This is a genomic window from Streptomyces sp. MBT65 (genome assembly GCF_016612545.1).
Lineage (GTDB): Bacteria > Actinomycetota > Actinomycetes > Streptomycetales > Streptomycetaceae > Streptomyces.
Map to the genome: position 1 here is coordinate 1 of NZ_JAENRY010000022.1, position 21,620 is coordinate 21,620.

The 21,620-nt window shown below is 70.7% G+C and carries 12 protein-coding genes; 10 read left to right on the top strand and 2 right to left on the bottom strand.

Going from position 1 to position 21,620, the window contains the following annotated elements:
* Positions 1-82: 82 nt before the first annotated feature.
* The gene (gene gabT, locus JHN63_RS07705; protein ID WP_200678208.1) at positions 83-1,417 is read right to left on the bottom strand and encodes a 4-aminobutyrate--2-oxoglutarate transaminase; all 1,335 of its coding nucleotides are present in this window, start codon (positions 1,415-1,417) and stop codon (positions 83-85) included.
* A 250-nt stretch (positions 1,418-1,667) separates the two neighbouring features.
* On the opposite strand from gabT, the gene JHN63_RS07710 reads away from it, so the two are divergent.
* The 3 genes from JHN63_RS07710 (at position 1,668) to JHN63_RS07720 (ending at position 7,371) form a co-directional block, all read left to right on the top strand.
* The gene (locus JHN63_RS07710) at positions 1,668-4,085 is read left to right on the top strand and encodes an ATP/GTP-binding protein (RefSeq protein WP_200678210.1); all 2,418 of its coding nucleotides are present in this window, start codon (positions 1,668-1,670) and stop codon (positions 4,083-4,085) included.
* Positions 4,086-4,210: 125 nt separating this feature from the next.
* On the top strand, positions 4,211-5,797 hold the full coding sequence (locus JHN63_RS07715) for a PucR family transcriptional regulator (protein WP_200678212.1): 1,587 nt from the start codon (positions 4,211-4,213) through the stop codon (positions 5,795-5,797).
* 128 nt (positions 5,798-5,925) lie between these two features.
* A complete protein-coding gene (locus JHN63_RS07720; RefSeq protein WP_200678214.1) occupies positions 5,926-7,371 on the top strand; it encodes an aldehyde dehydrogenase family protein in 1,446 nt (481 codons plus the stop codon).
* Between the two features lie 142 nt (positions 7,372-7,513).
* On the opposite strand, the gene JHN63_RS07725 is transcribed toward JHN63_RS07720, so the two are convergent.
* The gene (locus tag JHN63_RS07725; protein ID WP_200678216.1) at positions 7,514-10,372 is read right to left on the bottom strand and encodes a glycoside hydrolase family 3 protein; all 2,859 of its coding nucleotides are present in this window, start codon (positions 10,370-10,372) and stop codon (positions 7,514-7,516) included.
* A 291-nt stretch (positions 10,373-10,663) separates the two neighbouring features.
* Between JHN63_RS07725 and JHN63_RS07730 the strand changes: the two genes are divergently transcribed.
* The 7 genes from JHN63_RS07730 (at position 10,664) to JHN63_RS07760 (ending at position 21,619) form a co-directional block, all read left to right on the top strand.
* Positions 10,664-12,355 carry an extracellular solute-binding protein gene (locus JHN63_RS07730; protein WP_200678218.1) on the top strand — a complete coding sequence of 564 codons (1,692 nt, stop codon included), beginning with the start codon at positions 10,664-10,666 and terminating at the stop codon, positions 12,353-12,355.
* 27 nt (positions 12,356-12,382) lie between these two features.
* Complete coding sequence (locus tag JHN63_RS07735; protein WP_200678219.1) at positions 12,383-13,417, top strand: sugar ABC transporter permease; 1,035 nt, start codon at positions 12,383-12,385, stop codon at positions 13,415-13,417.
* Complete coding sequence (locus JHN63_RS07740; RefSeq protein ID WP_200678222.1) at positions 13,414-14,349, top strand: carbohydrate ABC transporter permease; 936 nt, start codon at positions 13,414-13,416, stop codon at positions 14,347-14,349. Before JHN63_RS07735 ends, JHN63_RS07740 begins: the two co-directional genes overlap by 4 nt.
* A 126-nt stretch (positions 14,350-14,475) precedes the next feature.
* The gene (locus JHN63_RS07745; RefSeq protein WP_200678223.1) at positions 14,476-16,668 is read left to right on the top strand and encodes a sialidase family protein; all 2,193 of its coding nucleotides are present in this window, start codon (positions 14,476-14,478) and stop codon (positions 16,666-16,668) included.
* Positions 16,668-18,638, top strand: a complete 1,971-nt coding sequence (locus tag JHN63_RS07750) for a beta-galactosidase (RefSeq protein ID WP_200678225.1) — start codon at positions 16,668-16,670, stop codon at positions 18,636-18,638. Before JHN63_RS07745 ends, JHN63_RS07750 begins: the two co-directional genes overlap by 1 nt.
* Positions 18,635-20,872 carry a glycoside hydrolase N-terminal domain-containing protein gene (locus tag JHN63_RS07755; protein ID WP_200678227.1) on the top strand — a complete coding sequence of 746 codons (2,238 nt, stop codon included), beginning with the start codon at positions 18,635-18,637 and terminating at the stop codon, positions 20,870-20,872. The genes JHN63_RS07750 and JHN63_RS07755 overlap by 4 nt, the downstream gene beginning before the upstream one ends.
* A 36-nt stretch (positions 20,873-20,908) precedes the next feature.
* Positions 20,909-21,619 carry a hypothetical protein gene (locus tag JHN63_RS07760; RefSeq protein ID WP_200678229.1) on the top strand — a complete coding sequence of 237 codons (711 nt, stop codon included), beginning with the start codon at positions 20,909-20,911 and terminating at the stop codon, positions 21,617-21,619.
* Position 21,620 lies beyond the last annotated feature (1 nt).

Consider the following 21,620-nt stretch of genomic DNA (forward strand, 5'->3'; position numbering starts at 1 on the left):
GGGGTGGACGGGGCGCGTGGGGCGCGACTTCTGCGCGGGAGGCGCGGGTTCCCTGTGGCCGGGACGCACCCATGTGAATGGCTCAGATGCGTGCGAACGCCTGCTCGATGATGTCGAGCCCCTCGCTCAGCAGGTCCTCCCCGATGACCAGCGGGGGCAGGAAGCGGAGCACGTTGCCGTAGGTGCCACAGGTCAGGACCAGCAGCCCTTCCTGGTGGCAGGCCTTGGCGAGCGCGGCGGTCGCCTCCGGGTTCGGCTCCTTGGTCGTACGGTCCTTGACGAGCTCGATGGCGATCATCGCGCCGCGCCCGCGGACATCGCCGATGATGTCGAACTTCTCCGCCATGGCACCGAGCCGGGCCTTCATGACCCCCTCGATGGCCTTGGCCCTGGCGTTGAGGTCCAGCTCCTTCATGGTCTCGATGGAGCCGAGCGCACCGGCGCAGGCGACCGGGTTGCCGCCGTACGTGCCACCCAGCCCACCGGCGTGCGCGGCGTCCATGATCTCGGCGCGGCCGGTCACGGCGGCGAGCGGCAGCCCGCCCGCGATGCCCTTCGCGGTGGTGATCAGGTCCGGGACGACGCCCTCGTCCTCGCACGCGAACCACTGGCCCGTACGGCAGAACCCGGACTGGATCTCGTCCGCGACGAACACGATCCCGTTGTCGGCGGCGAACTTGCTGAGCGCCGGCAGGAAGCCCTTCGCCGGCTCGATGAAACCGCCCTCGCCGAGGACCGGCTCGATGATGATCGCGGCGACGTTGTCGGCCCCGATCTGCTTGTTGATCATGTCGATGGCCTGTGCGGAGGCCTCGGCACCGGCGTTGTCCGGGCCGGTCGGCCAGCGGTAGCCGTAGGCGACGGGCACGCGGTACACCTCGGGCGCGAACGGCCCGAAGCCGTTCTTGTACGGCATGTTCTTCGAGGTCAGCGCCATGGTGAGGTTGGTCCGGCCGTGGTAGCCGTGGTCGAAGACGACGACGGCCTGCCGCTTGGTGTAGGCCCGCGCGATCTTCACGGCGTTCTCGACGGCCTCGGCGCCGGAGTTGAACAGCGCCGACTTCTTGGCGTGGTCGCCCGGGGTCAGCTCGGCGAGCGCCTCGGCGACCTCGACGTAACCCTCGTACGGCGTGACCATGAAACAGGTGTGGGTGAAGTCGGCGAGCTGCGCGGTGGCACGGCGTACGACGGCCTCGGCGGAGGCGCCGACGCTCGTCACGGCGATGCCTGAACCGAAGTCGATGAACCGGTTCCCGTCGACGTCCTCCAGGATCCCGCCGCCCGCGCGCGCGGTGAACACGGGCAGCACGGAGCCCACACCGGCCGCGACCGCGGCGGTACGGCGGGCCTGCAGCTCCTGCGACTTCGGGCCGGGGATGGCGGTGAGGACGCGGCGCTCCTGCGGAAGTGCGGTCATGAGGGGCTCCTGGGGTGGTGCGGACGCTTTTCTTCTGTCTTCCTTTCTCGCAGGCTAGGGCGGGTGACCGGGGGTGGGCATGCTCCATGTGGGCGGTGTCGGCGACGCGGGTTGTCCGTGATGGACAGTGCCGGGTTCGCGGAGCTTGGCGTGGGCCCGGGCGCGTAAACGGTGAACTCCCCTTCTGGGCGCGTTAGATTGACTCGCTGACGGTGTACGGAACGGCTGGTCAAGGGGCGAGGGCGAGACGATGGACAGCGACGGGACGCGGGACGCGCGGGGTACGCATGCGAATCCTGTGCCGCGTCCGGCGGGGCCGGCGGACGTACCGGCCATGCCGCCTCGGCCGCCGCGCACACCGGGTGCGGCACCCGCGCCCGAACAGCCGCCGCGGTTCGCCCCCGCCGTCGCCGACTGGCTGAACGAGCCCCGGCCGGCCGCCGCGCCCGGCATCTGGCGCTACGGGTATCGCCCGCCCAAGGCCGACCGCGCGGCGACGCGGCTCTCCAAGGTCGCGATCCTGGGTCTGCTGATCCCGCTCGTGGTGGCGCTGATCGTGTGGTCCTTCTGGCGCCATGGAGCTGTCCCGTACCAATGGGCCCTGCTCAAGCTGTTCACCCCGAGCGACTGGTGGTGGGCCGGCACGGTGTCTCCCAAGGGGACCGAGGGCGCGGACGCGATCAGCGTCTACGACGGTGCCTTCTTCGCCCTGCTCGTCTATGCCGTCGTCAAGCTCGGCGGTTGGCTGGAGGTGGCTCGCCATGTCGTCGGCGGTCGTCCCCAGCCCGCTCGCGCCCTGCTGGCGCTCGTCGGTGGCCTCATCGCTCTCAGCTTCGTGTTCCCCTCCGCGTTCCCCGGTGTCGGCTGGGCACCCCTCCCGGTCCAGGACCCGCTGTTCTCCCTTGTCGTCCTGATCGACGGTGGCCCCGATCTCTTCCAGTCGGTGCTCTTCACCGACACGCTGTACGCGCTCATCACGGCCGCGGTCCTGTGGCCCTTCGCCCGCCTCGGCGGCTGGTGGGCGCTCGCGAAGGAACGACTCGTCGCGCGCAGCCGTACGGGAGAGGGCGAGACCCGCCCGGCGCCCGCTGTTCTGGTGCCCGCCCAGTGGCCCGAGCTGCGCGAGGCGGGCCAGAACGAAGCGGCCGAGCTCCTCACCGCCGAAGTGCTCACCGGCCGTATGAACGACGTGGACTGCGCCCGGATCGGGTACGCGTGGCAAACCGCCCGCAGGGAGGCGCAGTTGGCGGTCTTCACCGACACGGTGCTGCGCAAGGGGGCGGCGGCCTGGGTCCACCCGTCCGGCGCCCGGGACCTGCCCGGCCGTGCCGCACCGCACGACCTGCTCGAAGGGCAGGTCCGCATCGGGCAGTGGACGGCCGGGGACCGCACTCCATCGGCCTATCGAGGCGCGGGCACGGCCCTCGGCCCCGACACGCTCGGCACCTCGCTCCTCGTCGTGGGGCCGTCCGGCTCCGGCAAGACCAGGCACGTGGTCGCCCCGGTCGTCGAGTCCCTCGCTCTGCGGGCGCTGACCGGACAGTGTGCCGTCGTGGCGGTCTGCGCGGCCGGTACCCCGCTCGGCCCGGACTCCGCGTTCGACGTCGTGGTGCGGATCGGGGACCCCACCTCCGTCTACGACCTGGATCCCTACGCCGACACCACCGACCCCGACGCGGCCGCCGCGTTCCTCGCCGAGGCACTGGCCGGAGACCTCGACACCGTCGGTGCCCAACGGGCCGCGACCGCACTCGCCCAGCTGCTCGGGCCGTACCGTGCGGTGCACGGCACCTTCCCGCCCCTGCCCGTGCTGCGGGAACTCCTGGACGGCGAACCCTCGGCGCTCGACGCCCTGCGCCAGGCGCTGCCGGCGCCGGAGCACGCGGGCCTGCGCCGCGATCTCGACGCCCGTGCCCGGCAGACCGGAAGCGCCGCCGATCCGGGGCCCGTACTCGCCGACCGGCTCGCGCTGCTGGACCGGCCCGTGTTCGCCGAGTTCTTCGGCACCGGCGACGCGGCCGTCCGGCCGTTCTCGCTGCGCGCCGTCGCGCACCACCCCCTGCGGGTCCGCATCGACGTGCCGGCCCACGGGCACGAGGAGGCCTCCCGGCTCATTACCCGGCTGGTCCTGGCCCAGTTCGACCATGTCGTGCACGACACAGGCCGTCGGCACTTCGCGTGTCTCGTCCTCGACGACGCCACCGGGACGGTGACCACCGAGTCGGTACGGCACATGCAGCGGCTGCGCTCGCAGAACGCGGGCGTGCTGCTCGCCCTGCGCACGCTCGGCGATGTCCCCGAGGCGCTGCACGGACCCCTGCACGGGGCGGTCGGCTGCCGGATGGCCTTCTCGGGAGTCACCACCTGGGACGGCAGCCGCTTCGCGCACGCCTGGGGCACGGAGTGGGTGGAGACCCGGGACGTGGCCCAGCACACCGTCTTCGCGGACCAGCCGATGACCCGCGCCATCCACGCCCTGCGCAAGCTGGTGACGGGCCGGGCGGTGACGACGGAGGCGGTGACCGTACGGCAGGTCGAGCGGGAGCGGTGGTCAGCGTCCCAGCTCGCGCACGAGGTCCCGCCGGGGCACGCGGTGCTGTCGCTCACGACGGTCGAGGGCAAGCACACCCCGCCCTCGCTGGTGGACCTACGCCCCCCAACCCCCTGAACCGGACATACAAGGCCCTGACGACCATACGGTGAGGCAGAATCGGAGTGGGCCGTTCATACGTGACGGCCAAAAGCTCGACCCGATCCCCGGTCTCCTCCCCTCTGATCCCGTCTGAAGGCCCCATGCCCCCCACCCTCGCCTCCCTCGCCCACCACTCCGCGCTCAAGCTCACCGTGCGCGCCGGCGAGGACCGGCTGGACGTGCCTGTCCGCTGGGCGCATGTCAGTGAGCTGGCGGATCCGGTGCCGTACATGGAGGGCGGGGAACTGCTGCTGACCACCGCGTTGAAGCTGGACGCGGAGGACGCGAAGGCCATGCGGCGGTATGTGAAGCGGCTGGTGGGGGCCGGAGTCGTGGGGCTGGGGTTCGCCGTCGGGGTCAACTACGACGAGATTCCGAAGGTGCTCGTCGACACGGCCGGGGAAGAGGGGCTGCCGCTGCTGGAGGTGCCCCGGCGCACCCCCTTCATCGCGATCAGCAAAGCCGTCTCCGCCGCGATCGCCGCCGATCAGTACCGGGCCGTGACCGCCGGGTTCGCCGCTCAGCGCGAGCTCACTCGGCAGGCCCTCAGCGACGGCCCGGAGGGGCTGCTCGCCGCACTCGCCGCCCAGGTCGACGGATGGGCCGCGCTCTACGACGCGTCCGGCGCCCTCGTCGCCACCGCACCGGAGTGGGCGGGCCGCCGTGCCGCCCGCCTCACCGCGGACGTGGAACGGCTGCGGGACCGGCCGGCTCCCGCCTCCTCCGTGGTCGGCGGCCCCGACAACGAGGACCGGGTCGAACTGCACACCCTCGGCACCGGCCGCCGCCCGCGCGCCGCGCTCGCCGTAGGAACGGCATCGGCGCTCGGGACGGCGGAGCGGTACGCCGTGCACTCCGCGATCGCGCTCCTCACCCTCACCACGGAACGCTCCCGCTCCCTCCAGGCCGCCCAGGACCGGATCGGCGCCGCGGTGCTGCGGCTGCTGCTCGCCGGGCACCCGGACCATGCGCGGGCGGTCGCCGGGGAACTGTACGGCGGGCTCCTCGACGCGCCGTTCCGGGTCGTCGTGGGCGAGGGCGCGACAGCGGACAGCGATCACCTGGGAGGGCTCGCCGAGGTCGTCGAGTCGGCGGCGGCACGGTCGGGCGAGGCCGTGCTCGTCGTGGTGGAAGGGCCGCGGCGGCTGGTGGTGCTGGCCGTGGACGGCGGTGCGGCGGTCGAGGCGTGCGGGGAGTACGCGGCGACGCTGGAGGCCGAGCGGGCCGCCTCGGACGTACGCGAACAGGGCGGCGAGGACGACGAGTTGGTGGTCGGGCTCTCCGCGCCGTCCGGCCCCATCGCCGCGGCAGGCGCGTACAAGCAGGCCGAGCAGGCGCTGTCCGTGGCCCGGCGGCGCGGCCGGGTGCTCGTCGAGCACGAGCAACTGGCCGCCGGATCCGTGCTGCCGCTGCTCGCCGACGACGCGGTGCGCGCCTTCGCGGACGGGTTGCTACGGCCGCTGTCCGAGCACGACGCGACCGGGCGGGGCGATCTGGTCGCCTCGTTGCGGGCGTGGCTGTCCCGGCACGGTCAGTGGGACGCGGCGGCGGCCGACCTCGGGGTGCATCGGCACACCCTGCGGTACCGGATGCGGCGGGTCGAGGAGATCCTCGGACGGTCGCTCGACGATCCGGACGTCCGGATGGAGCTGTGGCTGGCGCTGAAGGCGACGGCCGCGGCCGAGTGACGGGACCTGCCGATCTGTAGTGTTCCCGTCCGGTACCACTACGACTCGGCTAAACGCACCGCGCTCTCCCCGCACCTACGGTGGACCGAGAAGCCCCAAGACCACCCCCAACGCGGAAGGGCCGGGACATGACCTCCACCCACGCCTTCTGGCTCGCCGGCCGCCAGGCCACCGGCCAGGACACCTTCGACGTCACCTCGCCGTGGGACGGACGCCTCGTCGGCAAGGTCAGCCTGCCGACCGATGCCCAGGTCGAGGAGGCGGTGGCCGCCGCGTACGCCGTACGGGACGAGTTCGCCGCCACCCCCGCCCACGTCCGCGCCGCCGCCCTCGACCACGTCAGCCGGCGTCTCGCCGAGCGGGTCGAGGAGATCGCGCAGCTCATCTCCGCCGAGAACGGCAAGCCGATCAAGTGGGCGCGCGGTGAAGTCGGCCGGGCCGTGTCCGTGTTCCGGTTCGCCGCGGAGGAAGCCCGGCGGTTCAACGGCGGCGAGGCCCAGCGCCTCGACACCGACGCCGGCGGCCAGGGCCGGCTCGCCCTCACCCGGCGCTTCCCGAAGGGCGTCGTCCTCGGCATCGCGCCCTTCAACTTCCCGCTGAACCTCTGCGCCCACAAGATCGCCCCCGCGATCGCGGCCGGCGCCCCGATCATCCTCAAGCCGGCCCCGGCCACCCCGCTCTCCGGCCTGATCATCGGCGACCTCCTCGCCGAGACCGACCTGCCCGCCGGCGCGTGGAGCATCCTGCCGGTCGCCAACGACCACATGCCCGCCCTCGTCCAGGACGAGCGGCTGCCGGTGATCTCCTTCACCGGTTCGGAGAAGGTCGGCTACGCGATCATGGACTCGGTGCCGCGCAAGCACTGCACCCTGGAGCTGGGCGGCAACGGCGCGGCCGTGGTCCTCGGGGACTACGCCTCCGACGCCGACCTCGACTGGGCCGCGACCCGGATCGCCACCTTCTCCAACTACCAGGGCGGCCAGTCCTGCATCTCCGTGCAGCGGGTCATCGCGGACGCCGCCGTCCACGACCGGCTGCTCCCGCGCATCGTCGCGGCAGTGGAGGCCCAGGTCACCGGTGACCCGAGCGACGACAAGACCGACGTCGGGCCGCTGGTCAGCGAGGCCGCCGCGCAGCGCGTCGAGTCCTGGGTCCAGGAGGCCGTGGCGGCGGGCGCCACCCTCCTCACCGGCGGCAAGCGCGACGGCGCCTCGTACGCGCCGACCGTCCTCACCGACGTACCGGCCGACACGACGATCTCCTGCGAGGAGGTCTTCGGACCGGTGCTCACCGTGACGAAGGTGGACGGCGAGGCCGCCGCCTTCGCCGCCGCCAACGACTCCAAGTACGGCCTCCAGGCAGGGGTGTTCACCCATGACGTGCAGGTCGCCTTCCGCGCCCACCGCGCGCTGGAGGTCGGCGGCGTGATCATCGGCGACGTCCCGTCCTACCGCGCCGACCAGATGCCGTACGGCGGTGCCAAGCAGTCCGGTGTCGGCCGCGAGGGCGTGAAGTTCGCGATGGACGACTACACCTACGAGCGGGTGCTGGTGCTGACGGGGCTCGCGCTCTGACCGTCCTCTCACCCAACAGCTCTAGCTAATGGGATCCATTTTCATATAGCCTCTCCGAAGGGGCCCGGCACCGATGCCTTCCGGTGCCGGGCCCCTTCTCTGTCGCCGGTCCCCCGGACCGGCGTCGGCCTTCCCCGGACCCTCAGCCGGAGAAGCCGACGTGCGCGAGCCGCAGCGCCCCGCGCAGCCTGAGGTGTACGTCGTGCACGCCCTCGGCGACGATCCCGGCGCCGAGCGTGGTGTAGTCGTACGGGCCCGATGTCGGTGCGGGCAGGGCGAGTTCGGCGAGTGCCGGGCCACCGTCCAGAGACAGTTCCACGACCCCCTCGCCCGCCACCTCCACGGTCACCTCCGTGACACCGGCGCCGAAGTCGCAGTGCCGGTAGACCAGTTCGGCCGTGCCGCCGCCCGCCGGGGTCACCGCGTCGCCCGTCACCTTCGTCCGGTCGACGATCTCGCCGCCCGACTGCTCGTCGAAGTCGGCCGCGGCCAGGCCCTGTCGGAGGACCGGGCGGGGCGCGGCGGGCTCACCGGCCAGCGTCACCGTCGTCCGCACGCGGATGTCCTCGCTGGAGGCGCCGACGAGGAGGTCGTAGGGACCCGGTTCGAGGCGCCGGCCACCCCGGGCCACGTCCCAGAACTCGAAGGTGGAGAGGGGGAGTTCGAAGGAGAGGTCCGCCGTCTCGCCCGGGGCGAGGGTCACGCGCCGGTGCGCGGCCAGCTCGCGGCGCGGGCGCGGGACCGACGGGTCGACGGCGCGCGTGTACACCTGCGCGACCTCGTCGGCCGTCACGTCCCCGGTGTTGGCGACCGTGAACTCCACCCGCACCGCCCGGAGTTCGACCCAGGCGCTCAGGTCGCCGTAGGAGAAGGACGCGTACGACAGGCCGTGGCCGAACGGGAACAGGGGCGTGCCCTCGAAGTAGAGGTACGTCTGTCGGCCGCCGATCACGTCGTAGTCGAGGAGGCCGGGCAGGTCGGAGTCGGCCGCGTACCAGGTCTGGGGGAGACGGCCGGCGGGGGAGACGTCGCCCGCGAGGACGCGGGCCAGGGCGGTGCCCGCCGCCTGGCCGCCGTGGGCGGTCCACAGGATCGCCGGGAGGTCGGCGGCGTCGACCGTGTACGGGTACGCGGAGACCAGGGCCAGCACCGTGTTCGGGTTCGCGGCGCGGGCCGCGCGCAGCAAGCGCCGCTGGTGGGCGGGGAGTCGGAGCGTCGTACGGTCCTCGGTCTCGCGGCCGTTGATGTGCGGGTCGTTGCCCGCGACCACGAGCACCACGTCCGCCGCCTCCGCGACCCGGGCCACCGCGTCCTCGCCGCGCTCGACGACCAGCAACTCGAAGACCTCCGCGGCCTCCTCGGAAACCTCCCCGCCGTCCTCGGCAACCTTCACGCCGTCGGCGGCGACAGAGACGTGGCGACCCGTACCGATGTGCAGCAGGAGGTGACCGTTCTCATGGGGTTCCAGGCGGAATGTCTCCTGGACGACCCAGCCGCCGGGCTGGTCGGCGGAGGCACGGACGTAGCCGTCCTCGGCGACCGAGAGATAACGGCCGTCCGGGGCACGGAGGGTGAGGACGCCCTCGCCCCAGTCGACGAGGGCGAGTTCGGTGCCGGTGGGGTCGGTGGTGAGCGGCGGGAGGTCGGTGCGGCCCGCGAGGAGGGCGGGGTCCAACGCGCCTTCGGCGCCGCGTACTTCGTCGGCCACGTCCGCCAACGGGACGTGCAGGAAGGCGCCTTGGGAGGTCTTCAGCCGGACCCGGTCCACGCCCTCCGCGAACTCGACGCGCTCCGCGCCGAACCGCTCGTACAGGCCCTCCAGCGGAGTGGAGCGGTGGATCAACGTGCCGCTGTACCAGTCGAGTTTGCACTCGTCGGCGAGCAGTCCGACCACGGCGAGCCGGGTGTCATGGGCGAGGGGCAGCAGGTCGCCGTCGTTCTTGAGGAGGACGATCGCCTGCTCGGCGGCCTCCTGGGCCAGGGCCCGGTGCGCCGGGGTGTCGAAGTCCTCGATGCCGGCGTACGGGTCATGTGCCGGGTCGAACTCGCCGAGCCGGAACCGCACCGAGAGCTGCCGGCGGACCGCCGAATCGAGATCGACCTCCGTCAACAGGCCCTGGTCCAGGGCACCTTGGACCCGCGCCACGATCGTCGAACCGTCCGTGCCGTGATCGGTGAAACTGTCCACGCCGGCCAGCAGAGAGGCCGCCGTCGCCTCCTCGTGGGTGTCGAAGTAGTGCTCGGAGTCCACCAGGTTGGAGGGCGCGCCCGCGTCCGAGCAGACCAGCAGGTCCTCGTCGGTCCAAGTGCGCAACTGCTCGCGCAGATACGGCGAGACGTGGTTGGGGCGGCCGTTGACCAGGTTGTACGCGGGCATCACCCCGGCCACCGCGCCCGCCTCGACCGTCTCGCGGAACGCGCGCAGGTCGTACTCGTGCAGCACGCGCGGGCGGACGGAGGACGACGAGACGTCGCGGCCCGTCTCGTTGTTGTGCGCGAGCCAGTGCTTGAGGACGGGCGCCGTGCGCCAGTACGTCGGGTGGTCGCCGCGCAGGCCGCGCGTGTACGCGGTGGCGATCGCCGAGGTCAGCCTCGGGTCCTCCGAGTAACCCTCCTCGTTACGGCCCCACAGCGGGTGGCGCAGCAGGTTCACCGTGGGGGACCACACGTTGAGCCCGACGCGGTCGTCGCGGGCCCGCATCGCGCGGACCTCCTTGGACACCGCGTCGCCGACCCGTCGTACGAGTTCCTCGTTCCAGCTCGCGCCCAGGCCCACCGCCTGCGGGAAGACCGTCGCTTGGCCCATCCACGCCACCCCGTGCAGGGCCTCCTGGCCGGTGCGGAACGCGGCGACGCCCAGGCACTCCACGGCGGGCGCGTACTGGTGCAGAAATCCGATCTTCTCGTCGAGGGTGAGCCGTGCCAGCAGATCGTCGATGCGCTTCGCGAACGGCAGGTGCGGATCGCGGAAAGGAGGCGTAGGCGGCGTTTGTGCGGTCACGTGGGGTTCCCCTTGCGATGGAGCGGCGCGGCGCTTTCGAAGCGCTTCGATGCTGATTCGACGAGCGGCAGGTGTCAAGAGACCTTCACCGTTATTTCAAGCAGCACATACGGACAGGTCACCCCGCACACCTCGGAGGAATCTTGGGAGCGACCCTTGTGCACCCTCGGGCGTTCACTTAACCTCGCAGCAACATCGAAGCGCTTCGACTAAGTGCTCTGTTCCACTCAAGACACCGCAGCCGACGGCTCCACCGCCGGGTGTCCTGGTGCGCCATGAAGGGTTGACGCAATGACGCCGAACGCCTCCGCCGCCTCCGCTCCCAGCCGGAGAAGTTTCCTCGCCTCCACGGCGGTCGTCGCCGCAGCGGTGGCGGGAGGGGTACCGCTGCTCTCCGCCTGCGGCGCCTCGGACAGCGGTTCGGGCGGGGGCAGTTCGGAGGGCAAGGGCGTCAAGAAGCTGCTGCCCGCGTTCGTGGCCGGCAACGTGGTGACCCCGGACCTCCCCTCCAAGAACGGCTCCGCGATCGGCTTCTCCAGCAAGCTGGACCTCGCCACGCTGAAGACCTCGGTGCCGAAGAAGCTCGGCAAGGGCGGCAAGGTCTCCATCATGTCGCCGTTCTGGGGCTCCCCGCCGAAGAGCGACAACGCCTACTACAAGGCGATGAACAGCCTCATCGGCGTCGACGTGGCCTGGCAGAACCAGGACGGCAACACCTACGACCAGAAGCTCGGCGCGGTCCTAGCCTCCAGCGACATCCCGGACATCGTGGTCGTCCCCGGCTGGAACATGGGCGGCAAGATACCCAGCGCGATCATCGGCAAGTTCGCCGACCTCGGCCCGTACCTCACCGGCGACAAGGTCAAGGAGTACCCGAACCTCGCGGCGATCCCGTCCGACGCCTGGCAACGCTGCGTCTTCGGCGGCAAGTTGCGCGGACTGCCGATGCCGTCCTCGTACGTGCCCAACATCGTGCCGCTCTACCGCAAGGACATCTTCGACAAGGAGGGGTACCAAGTCCCCACCTCCGCCGACGAGTTCATGGCTCTGGCCAAGGAGATCACCAACGCCAAGGCCAAGCGCTGGGCCTGCCTGGACATGAAGTGGACCGCGTTCAACGCCTGGGGCGTGCTCTCCGGCAGCGAGAAGTCGCTCGGCTGGAACCTCGTCGACGGCAAGCTGATCAACCGCATCGAGACCCAGGAGTACCTCGAGGCGCTGGAGTGGACCCGCAAGCTGTTCGCCGCCGGATACGTGCACCCCGACGCCAAGTTGGGCAAGAGCGCGGCCACCGACCCGGGCCCCAAGTTCGCGGCGGGCGAGTTCCTCATCTACGCCCAGGACATCTCGCAGTGGTGGAGCCGCACCGCCGAACAGGCCACCCAGAACCCGGACTACAAGATCTGGGGCATGGACATCTTCGGCCACGACGGCGGCGCCCCGACCCTGTGGGCCGGCGAACCGGCGGGCATCTTCGCCTTCATCAGCAAGAAGGCCTCCGAGTCCGTGATCCGTGACGCGCTCGCCGTCGCCAACGTCACCGCCGCGCCGTACGGCACCAAGGAGTACATGCTCACCAACTACGGAGTGGAGGGCACCCATTACACCGTCAAGAACGGTGTGCCCACCAAGACCGACCAGGGCAACAACGAGGTCATCAACGCCTACGTGATGGTCGCCAGCCCGGCCGCGACGATCGCCCACCCCGACTTCCCCGACGTCGCCAAGGCGCAGGTCGAGTGGCAGCAGCGGATGGGCGCCTTCACAAAGAAGTCGACGTTCTACGGCCAGCAGATCACCGAACCGAGCCGCTACACCAACCTCTCCAACGACTTCGAGCAGTTGGAGGACGACATCACCCGCGGCCGCAAGAAGATCAGCGACATGCAGCAGGCCGTCTCCGACTGGAAGAGCAAGGGCGGCGACCAACTCCGCGCCTGGTACCAGAAGTTGCTCGACGACAACGGCACCGCGACGAGCTGACCCGGTACCGAGGCAAGGAGAACGGCCGTGTCCCACAGCACGGTGCCTCGGAGCAGGACCGAGGCCGACACGACGGGCAGGACCCCGGTGACGTCCGGCGGCGCCACCGGCTCCCGGCACAACCACCCCGAGGCGAAGGTGAGTTGGCGGCTCAGGTTCAGACGCGACCGCGTCCTGCTCCTGATGACCCTGCCGGCCGTCCTGCTCATCCTGGTCTTCAACTACCTGCCGATCCTCGGCAACATCGTCGCCTTCGAGGATTACGACCCCTACGTCAGCGACAACGGCATCGTCTCGATGCTGCACAGCCCCTGGGTCGGCCTGGAGAACTTCCAGCAGATCTTCGCGGACTCCGCGTTCTGGAGCGCCGTACAGAACACGCTCGTCCTGTTCTTCCTCCAACTCATCCTGTTCTTCCCGATCCCGATCCTGCTCGCGCTGCTCATCAACAGCGTGGTCAGGCCCCGGGTCCGGGCGCTCTCCCAGGCCATCCTCTACCTCCCGCACTTCTTCTCCTGGGTGCTGGTCATCGCCGTCTTCCAGCAACTCCTGGGCGGGGCAGGCCTGTTCTCCCAACTCCTGCGGCAGCACGGCTTCGACGGCCTCGACGTCATGACCGACCCCAACACCTTCAAGTTCCTGATCACCGCGCAGAGCGTGTGGAAGGACGCGGGCTGGGGGATCATCGTCTTCCTCGCCGCGCTGTCCTCCGTCAGCCCCGACCTCTACGAGGCCGCCGCGATGGACGGCGCCGGGCGCTATCGCCGCATGTGGCACGTCACGCTGCCCGCGCTGCGACCGGTGATCGCACTGCTGCTGGTCCTGCGCGTCGGCGATGCGCTCACCGTCGGCTTCGAACAGATCCTGCTCCAACGCGACGCCGTGGGACCGGGAGCGGCCGAGGTCCTCGACACCTTCGTCTGGTGGAACGGCGTCCGCAACCAGGACTTCGGCTACGCGGCCGCCGCCGGACTCGTCAAGGGCGTGATCAGCCTCGGTCTGGTCCTCGCCGCGAACAAAGTGGCCCACCTCATGGGCGAGCAGGGGGTGTACAAGAAATGACCGCCGTCATCGACAAGCCTGTGCGACAGCCCAGCAGGTGGGCCGCGCCGCCCCGTCCCACCTGGGAGGAGGAACCCGGCAAGGTCGGTCTCGCGGGCAAGGGACTCGTCCTCACCCTCGCCTGCTTCGCCATCCTCTTCCCGCTGTGGATCGTCCTCGTCACCAGCCTCTCCTCCCGCAGGACCATCGACCAGGCCGGCGGCCTTGTCATGGTGCCCAAGGGCATCACCTTCATCGCCTACAAGGAACTCCTCAGCGGCGGCCAGGTCACCCGCGCGGCGGTCATCAGCGTCCTCATCACCGTCGTCGGCACGGCCTTCTCCATGGCGGTGTCCGTCCTGTGCGCCTACGGCCTCTCGCGTATCGGGTCGCTCGGGCACCGGTGGATCCTGATGATGATGCTCGCCACGATGTTCTTCAGCGCCGGGCTCATCCCGACATATCTGCTGGTGCAGTCGCTCGGTCTCACCGACAGCTATCTCGCGTTGATCCTGCCCAGTGCGCTCAGCGTCTTCAACATCCTTGTGCTGCGCGGGTTCTTCATGGGGATCTCGCAGGAACTCGTCGACAGCGCGCGGATCGACGGCGCCGGCGAATTCCGGATCCTGTGGCAGATCGTGATGCCGCTGTCCCGAGCGGTGCTGGCCGTCATCACGCTCTTCTACGCCGTGGGGTATTGGAGCGCCTGGTTCAACGCCTCGCTGTATCTGAACGACCAGGACATGATGCCGTTGCAGAACGTCATGATCCAGTTGGTGCAGAAGCAGGAGGCTCCGGTGGGGCTCGGTCAGGCGATCAAGACGGGTGAACTGTCCGGGCTGGCCGTGCAGATGGCTGTCATGGTGATGGCTTTGTTGCCGGTGGCCGTGCTGTCGCCGTTCGTGCAGCGGCATTTCAAGAAGGGGATGCTCACGGGGGCCGTGAAGGGCTGACCTCGTCTGTCGCCTGTGGATGCGTTGTGGCTGGTCGCGCCCACCCGGCGGAGCCGCACATCGACACAGCCCCGCGCCCCTTCAAAGCAAGTCCCCTCACCCCATCTCATACAGCGAGGTATGCGCATGCTTGCGTCCCGACTGAGCCGCCGGGCCGTTCTTGCCGGGACCGCGGCCGCCGCCGCGCTCACCACCGTGCCGGGTGTCACCGCGAAAGCACATGCGGCGGAAACCCCCTCCTACCGCTGGCGCAATGCCGTAATGGGAGGCACTGGATTTGTCACCGGTGTGTTGTTCCACCCTTCCGTCCGCGGTCTCGCCTACGCCCGTACCGACATCGGCGGCGCCTACCGCTGGGACGACCGGACCGCCCGCTGGACCCCCCTCACCGACCAACTCGGCTGGGACGACTGGAACTTGCTCGGCGTGGAGGCCCTCGCCGTCGACCCCGCACATCCGGACCGGTTGTATCTCGCCGTCGGCACGTACGCCCAGTCCTGGGCGAGCAACGGCGCGGTCCTCCGCTCCGAGGACCGGGGCGCCACCTGGACCCGCACCGACCTCACCGTGAAGCTCGGCGGCAACGAGGACGGACGTGGTGCCGGAGAGCGGCTCCTCGTCGATCCGCGTGACAGTGACACCCTGTGGCTCGGCACCCGGCACGACGGCCTGCTCAAGTCGACCGACCGGGGCGCCACTTGGGCAGCCGTCGGCGACTTCCCGGCCGCCCCGAGCGCGAGCGGCCGGGGCGTCACCTTCCTCGTCGCCGTCGGCCGCGCCGTCTACGCCGGGTGGGGCGACGGCGACGGGACCGCGACCGCCGTCAACCTCCACCGCACCACCGACGGCACCACCTGGACGGCCGTCCCCGCGCAGCCCACCGGCACCTCCGCCAAGGTCCCGATCCGCGCCGCGTACGACGCCCGCAGCCGCGAGCTGTATGTGACGTACGCCGACGCACCCGGGCCCAACGGCCAGTCCACCGGCAGTGTGCACAAGTTCGCTCCCGCCAGCGGCCGTTGGACGGACGTCACCCCGGTCCAGCCCGGCGGCAGCGACACCTTCGGTTATGGCGGGGTCGCCGTCGACGCCCGCCGTGCAGGCACCGTCGTCGTGTCCACCAACAACCGCTGGGCGGCCGTCGACACCCTGTACCGGACCACCGACGGCGGCCGTACCTGGACGTCCCTCAAGGACTCCGCCGTCTTCGACGTGTCCGAGACTCCTTTCCTCAAGTGGGGTGCGGACCAGCCGAAGTTCGGCTGGTGGATCCAGGCCGTCGCCGTCGACCCGTACGACTCGAAGCACGTCGTCTACGGCACCGGCGCCACGCTCTACGGCACGCGTGACCTCACCCACTGGGCGCCGCGGATCCGTGGCCTGGAGGAGACGTCCGTGATCCAGCTGATCTCGCCCCCGGTCGGGGAGGCGCACCTGATCAGCGCCTCGCGGGACATCGGGGTGATGTACCACGAGCGGCTCACGGCGTCTCCGTCGCGCGGCATGGCGACGAACCCCGTGTTCGGGTCGGCGACCGGGATCGCGCAGGCCGCGGGCAGGCCGTCGTACGTCGTCCGCACGGGCTGGGGCGACAACGGCAACGGTGCCTGGTCGGGCGACGGCGGCCGGACCTGGGCGCCCTTCGCTGCCCAGCCCTCTCTCGCCCACGACGCACCGGGGCCGATCGCCACCGGCGCCGACGGCAGTACGCTGCTGTGGTCCTTCGTGCACTGGGACGGCACGAAGTACGCAGCCCACCGCTCGGCGGACAACGGCGCGACCTGGTCCGAGGTCTCCTCCTTCCCGAAGGGCGCCACGCCGGTCGCCGACCCGGCCGACCCGACGCTCTTCTACGCGTACGACACCGACACAGGAACGCTATACGCCAGCACTGACAGTGGCCTCTCGTTCACCGCGCGTGCGGGTGGGCTGCCCGCCGGGGACAGTCAGTTCCAGCTCGTGGCGGCGCCCGGCAGGTCCGGCGACCTGTGGTTGAGCGTCAAGTGGAACGGGCTCTACCGGTCCGTCGACGGTGGGGCGAGCTTCAGCAAGGTCGCCAGCTGCTGGGCCTCCTACACCCTCGGCTTCGGCAGACCCGCCCCCGGCGCCGACTACCCGGCGATCTACCAGGTCGGCTCCACCGAGACCGTCACCGCCGTCTACCGCTCCGACGACGAGGCGAAGACCTGGGTGCGCATCAACGACGACCGGCATCAGTGGGGTTGGACCGGACAGTGCATCGTCGGTGACCCGCGCGTGTACGGCCGCGTGTACCTCGCCACCAACGGGCGCGGCATCCAGTACGGGGAGCGCGTCTGATGCCTCAGCTCAGCGACACCACTCGCGGACGCATCCTGTTCGGCGGTGACTACAACCCCGAGCAGTGGCCCGAGGAGACCTGGGCCGAGGACGTCCGGCTGATGCGGGACGCCGGCGTCAACTCCGTCACCCTCGGCGTCTTCTCCTGGGCCAAGCTCGAACCCGAGCCGGGAGCAAGGGAGTTCGGCTGGCTCGACCGGCTGATGGACCTGATGCACGGCAGCGGGATCGGGGTCGTGCTCGCCACCCCCACCTCCTCCCCGCCGCCGTGGCTCGGCCGCCTCCACCCGGATACCCTGCCCCGGGACGCCGACGGCCGGATCGAGTGGTGGGGCGGACGCCAGCACTTCTCGCACTCCAGCGCCGTCTACCGCCACCACGCCGCCGCCATCACCGAGGCCCTGGCCGCCCGTTACGCCGGCCATCCCGCCCTCACGATGTGGCACATCAACAACGAGTACTGCACCTTCGACTACGGCGACGAGGCCGCCGTCGCCTTCCGCCGCTGGCTGCGCGCTCGATACGGCACGCTCGACGCCCTCAACTCGGCCTGGGGCACGGCGTTTTGGAGCCAGGGCTACGACACCTGGGACGGCGTCCTGCCGCCGCGTCACGCCCACTACCTCAACAACCCCACCCACGTGCTCGACTTCCGGCGCTTCACCTCCGACATGCTCCTGGAGTGCTACACCGCCGAACGCGACATCGTCCGCCGGCACACCCCGCACCTCCCGGTCACCACCAACTTCATGCCGCTGTGGGTCGGGCAGGACGCCTGGCGCTGGTCCGAGGAGGAGGACGTCGTCTCGGTCGACCTCTATCCCGATCCGCGCGATCCGCTGGCCGCCCAAAGCGCCGCCCTGATCCAGGACTTGACCCGCTCCCAGGCGCGCGGCCCCTGGATGCTCATGGAGCAGGCGGCCGGACCGGTCAACTGGCGCGGAGTGAACCACCCGAAGCCACGCGGACTCAACCGCCTCTGGTCCCTCCAGGCCGTGGCCCGCGGCGCCGACGCCGTCTGCTACTTCCAGTGGCGCCAATCCCGGCAGGGCGCCGAGAAGTTCCACTCCGGGATGCTCAGCCACGCGGGGGAGCGGGGCCGCACCTTCCAGGAGGTGAAGCAGCTCGGCGCCGAACTCGCCCGCATTGGGAGTGAGGTGACAGGTGGTCACATCGCCGCGGACATTGCGATCCTGCACGACTGGGACGCCTGGTGGGCCGGTGCGCAGGACGGTCGCCTCTCCACCGAGGTCGACCACACCGAGGTCCTCCGTGCCTGGCACCGCGCCCTGTGGGAGTCCCACCTCGCCACCGACTTCGCCCACCCCGGACACGACCTGTCCGCCTACACGTTGGTGATCGTTCCGCAGCTCTACCTCCTCACCGACACCGCGATCGACAACCTCCTCTCCTACGTCCGTGGTGGCGGCACCCTTGTCTGCGGCTTCCTGACCGGCATCGCCGACGAGGACGACCGGGTGCGCCCCGGCGGCATGGACGCCCGCCTCCGCGAACTCTTCGGCATCCGCACCCTGCACGAGTGGTGGCCGCTGGACGCGAGGGAGACCGTCGAGTGCGAGGGCTTCCGCGGCACGCTCTGGTCGGAGGAGATCGAGCCCGAGGACGACACCGTCGACGAGGTGATCCCGTACAAGGGCGGCGAGTTGGACGGCCTCCCCGCCGTCCTGCGCACGGGCCGTTCCTGGTACGTCTCGACGCTCCCGGAGCCGCACGCGCTGCGCGCCCTGCTCGCCCGGGTCGCCGACGGCGCGGGCGTCCGTCCGGTCCTCGACGGGGTTCCGGCGGGCGTCGAGGCCGTACGGCGCGGGGAGTCGCTGTTCCTGCTCAACCACGGGCGCGATCCGGTCACCGTCGAACTCCCGGGCACCCGGCGTGATGTGCTCACCGATGTGACCGTCGAGGGCGAGATCACCCTCGGCCGCTACGGAGTGGCGGTGTTGCGACCATGACCGGCGACACGGTGCTCGGCGGTCCCACGCACGGCACCTGGGAACCCCTCCCCGCGACCCGCTGGGAGGACGCCTACCTCAGCGGCAACGGTCACCACGGCGTCCTCGTGTTCGGCGATCCGAAGGACGACCGCGTCATCGTCACCCATCACACCCTCGTCCGCCCGAACGGCGCCGAACACGCCCGGCCTCCCCATCTGGCCGCCGAACTCCCCGCACTCCAGGACCGGTTGCTCGCCGGTGACCTCACCGCCGCCGAGGAGTTCACCGACGGCCGCCCGCTCCAGTGGGTGCAGCCCTTCCACCCGGCCTTCCAGCTACGGCTGCGCAGGCCGGCCGGCGAGGCGGGGAGCGACTACCACCGGTCCGTCGACTTCACCACCGGCGAGGTCACCGCCCGCTGCGACGACTGGCGCAGCTGTGTCTTCGTCTCCCGCGCCGACGACGTGATCGTCCAGCACGTCATGGCCCCCGACCTCACCCTCGACCTCGCCCAGGACCATCAACTCCCGGGCGCACCAACCGGGTTGGGTGTCGGTCACGGCACACTCCTCACCCCCGACGGCGCCGTCCTCACCCTCCGCGTCCGCTATCCCGACAGCGATCGCGCGTACACCGGGGTCACCTTGGCCGTGGTCACCGGCGGCACAACACGGCTCACCTCGCCGGGAGTTCGCATCGCCGGGGCCACCGACGTCCTTCTCCTCACCCGGGTCCGACGCCACACGGGCGAGTTGGACGTCGTGGCGGAGACCAGCGCCCTTCGGGAGCTGCTCGCCGACCGGCAGCCCTACGACACCCTCCTCGACCGGCACCTCGCCCTCCACCGCACGGCCTACACCCGCGTCGCCCTCGATCTGCGCGCAGGCAAAGCCGACGAGGCCGACAACGCCGACGAACGGGCCCTCCCCGGCACCGAGTTGCTGAAGCGCACCCGCAGCCCCGCCCTCCTGGAACGGCTCTTCGCCGCCGGCCGCTATCACCTGCTCTCCGCCAGCGGCCTGCTCCCGCCCCGTCTCACCGGACTGTGGACCGGCGACTGGGACACGGCCTGGTCCGGGGCGTTCACCAACGACGCGAACCTCAACCTCCAGACCGCGTCCGCGGCGAGCGCCGCCCTCCCCGAAGTCACCGACGCCCTCGCTTCTCTGATCCACCGTCAACTCGACGACTGGCGGGAGAACGCCCGTGCCGTCTTCGGTGCCCGGGGTGTCGTCGCGCCCGCGCACACGGACGGCGAGTCGGGGCTGTCGTACCACTTCAGTCGTGAGTACCCGCTGCACCTGTGGACCGCCGGGGCCGACTGGCTGCTCAAGCCGCTCGTCGACCACGACGAGACGCGCGGCGAGCGCGACCCGCGCACCGCCGCCGCCCTCGCCGAAGTCGCCCTGTTCTACGAGGACTTCCTGACCCGTGCGGACCCGGACGGTCACCTGGTCGTCGTCCCCTCCTACTCGCCCGAGAACCGCCCCGCGAACGCCAGTTGGGGCGCGATCGACGCGGCCATGGACCTCTCCGCCGCCCGCCACGCACTCCGCACCGCCGCCGACTACCACCCGGGCCCCGACGCCGACCGCTGGCGCGCGCTCGCCGACCGGCTGCCGCCGCACCGCGTCAACTCCCAGGGCGCACTGGCCGAATGGGCCCGACCGGGCCTCGACGACAGCTACGACCACCGGCACCTCAGCCACCTCTACGGCGTCTGGCCGCTCGACGAGATCACCCCCTACGACACCCCGGACCTCGCGGCGGCCGCCCACCGCGCTCTCCGACTCCGGGGCGCCGAGAACGACTCCGCGCACGGCCACCTCCACCACGCGCTCGTCGCCGCCCGGCTCCGCGACGGCGAACGGGTCGCGCACGCCCTCGGTCAGGTCCTCGACGGCGACTTCTTCCACGCCTCGCTCATGAGCGCGCACTACCCGAACCGCGACGTCTACAACGCGGACGCCGCACACACACTGCCCGGCGTGCTGATCGAGGCGCTCGTGCAGTCCACCCCGGACCGGCTGGTCCTGCTGCCCGCGCTGCCGGCGGCGTATCCGCACGGTCGACTCACCGGCGTACGCACGAGGTTCGGGGCGGAGGTCGACCTGAGCTGGGCGCCCCACTCCGCCACAGCGCTGATCCGGCCGTCCCGAACCCACCGCGTCGAACTCCGGACTTCCTCCGGCACGGAGCCGCTCCACCTCGTCGCCGGAGAAGACCGCGTCCTCACCCTGGGGGCGCGGTAGCCACTCGCACATCCCCCCACCCATGGAAGGGACACCATGGCAACACGCACCCGCAGGCTCACCATGGCGCTGCTCGCCCCCGCACTCGCGCTCGGCGCCACCGTAGGACTCGCCTCGGCCCCCGCCTCCGCCGCCGTCTGGAGCTCCTGCGACCAGTGGGGCACCACGACCCTGAACGGCTACACGCTCTACAACAACATCTGGGGCTCCGGCGCCGGCAGCCAGTGCATCTGGGCCAACTCCGGTACCAACTGGGGCGTCAACGCCAACCACCCCAACACCGGCGGCATCAAGTCCTACCCCAACGCCAAGAAGGTGATCAACAAGTCGATCACCGCGCTCGGTTCGCTCAAGAGCAGCTACAACGTCACGGTGCCGTCGTCCGGTTCGTACAACACGTCGTACGACATCTGGGACACCAACTACGACTACGAGATCATGCTCTGGGTCAACAAGACCGGAGCCGTCGGTGCCCTCGGCACCTCGCAGGGCACCCTCACGCTGGGCGGTTCGACCTGGACCGTCTACAAGGGCAACAACGGCAGCAACGACGTGTTCTCGTTCCTGCGCACCTCCAACTCGACCTCCGGCACGGTCGACATCCTGCCCATCCTCAAGTGGATCAAGGACACCAAGGGCTGGTTCGGCAACGTGACCATCGGGGATCTGCAGTTCGGCTTCGAGATCACGTCCTCGTCCGGCGGGCTCGACTTCACCACCAACAGCGAGAGCGTCACCAGTAGTTGAC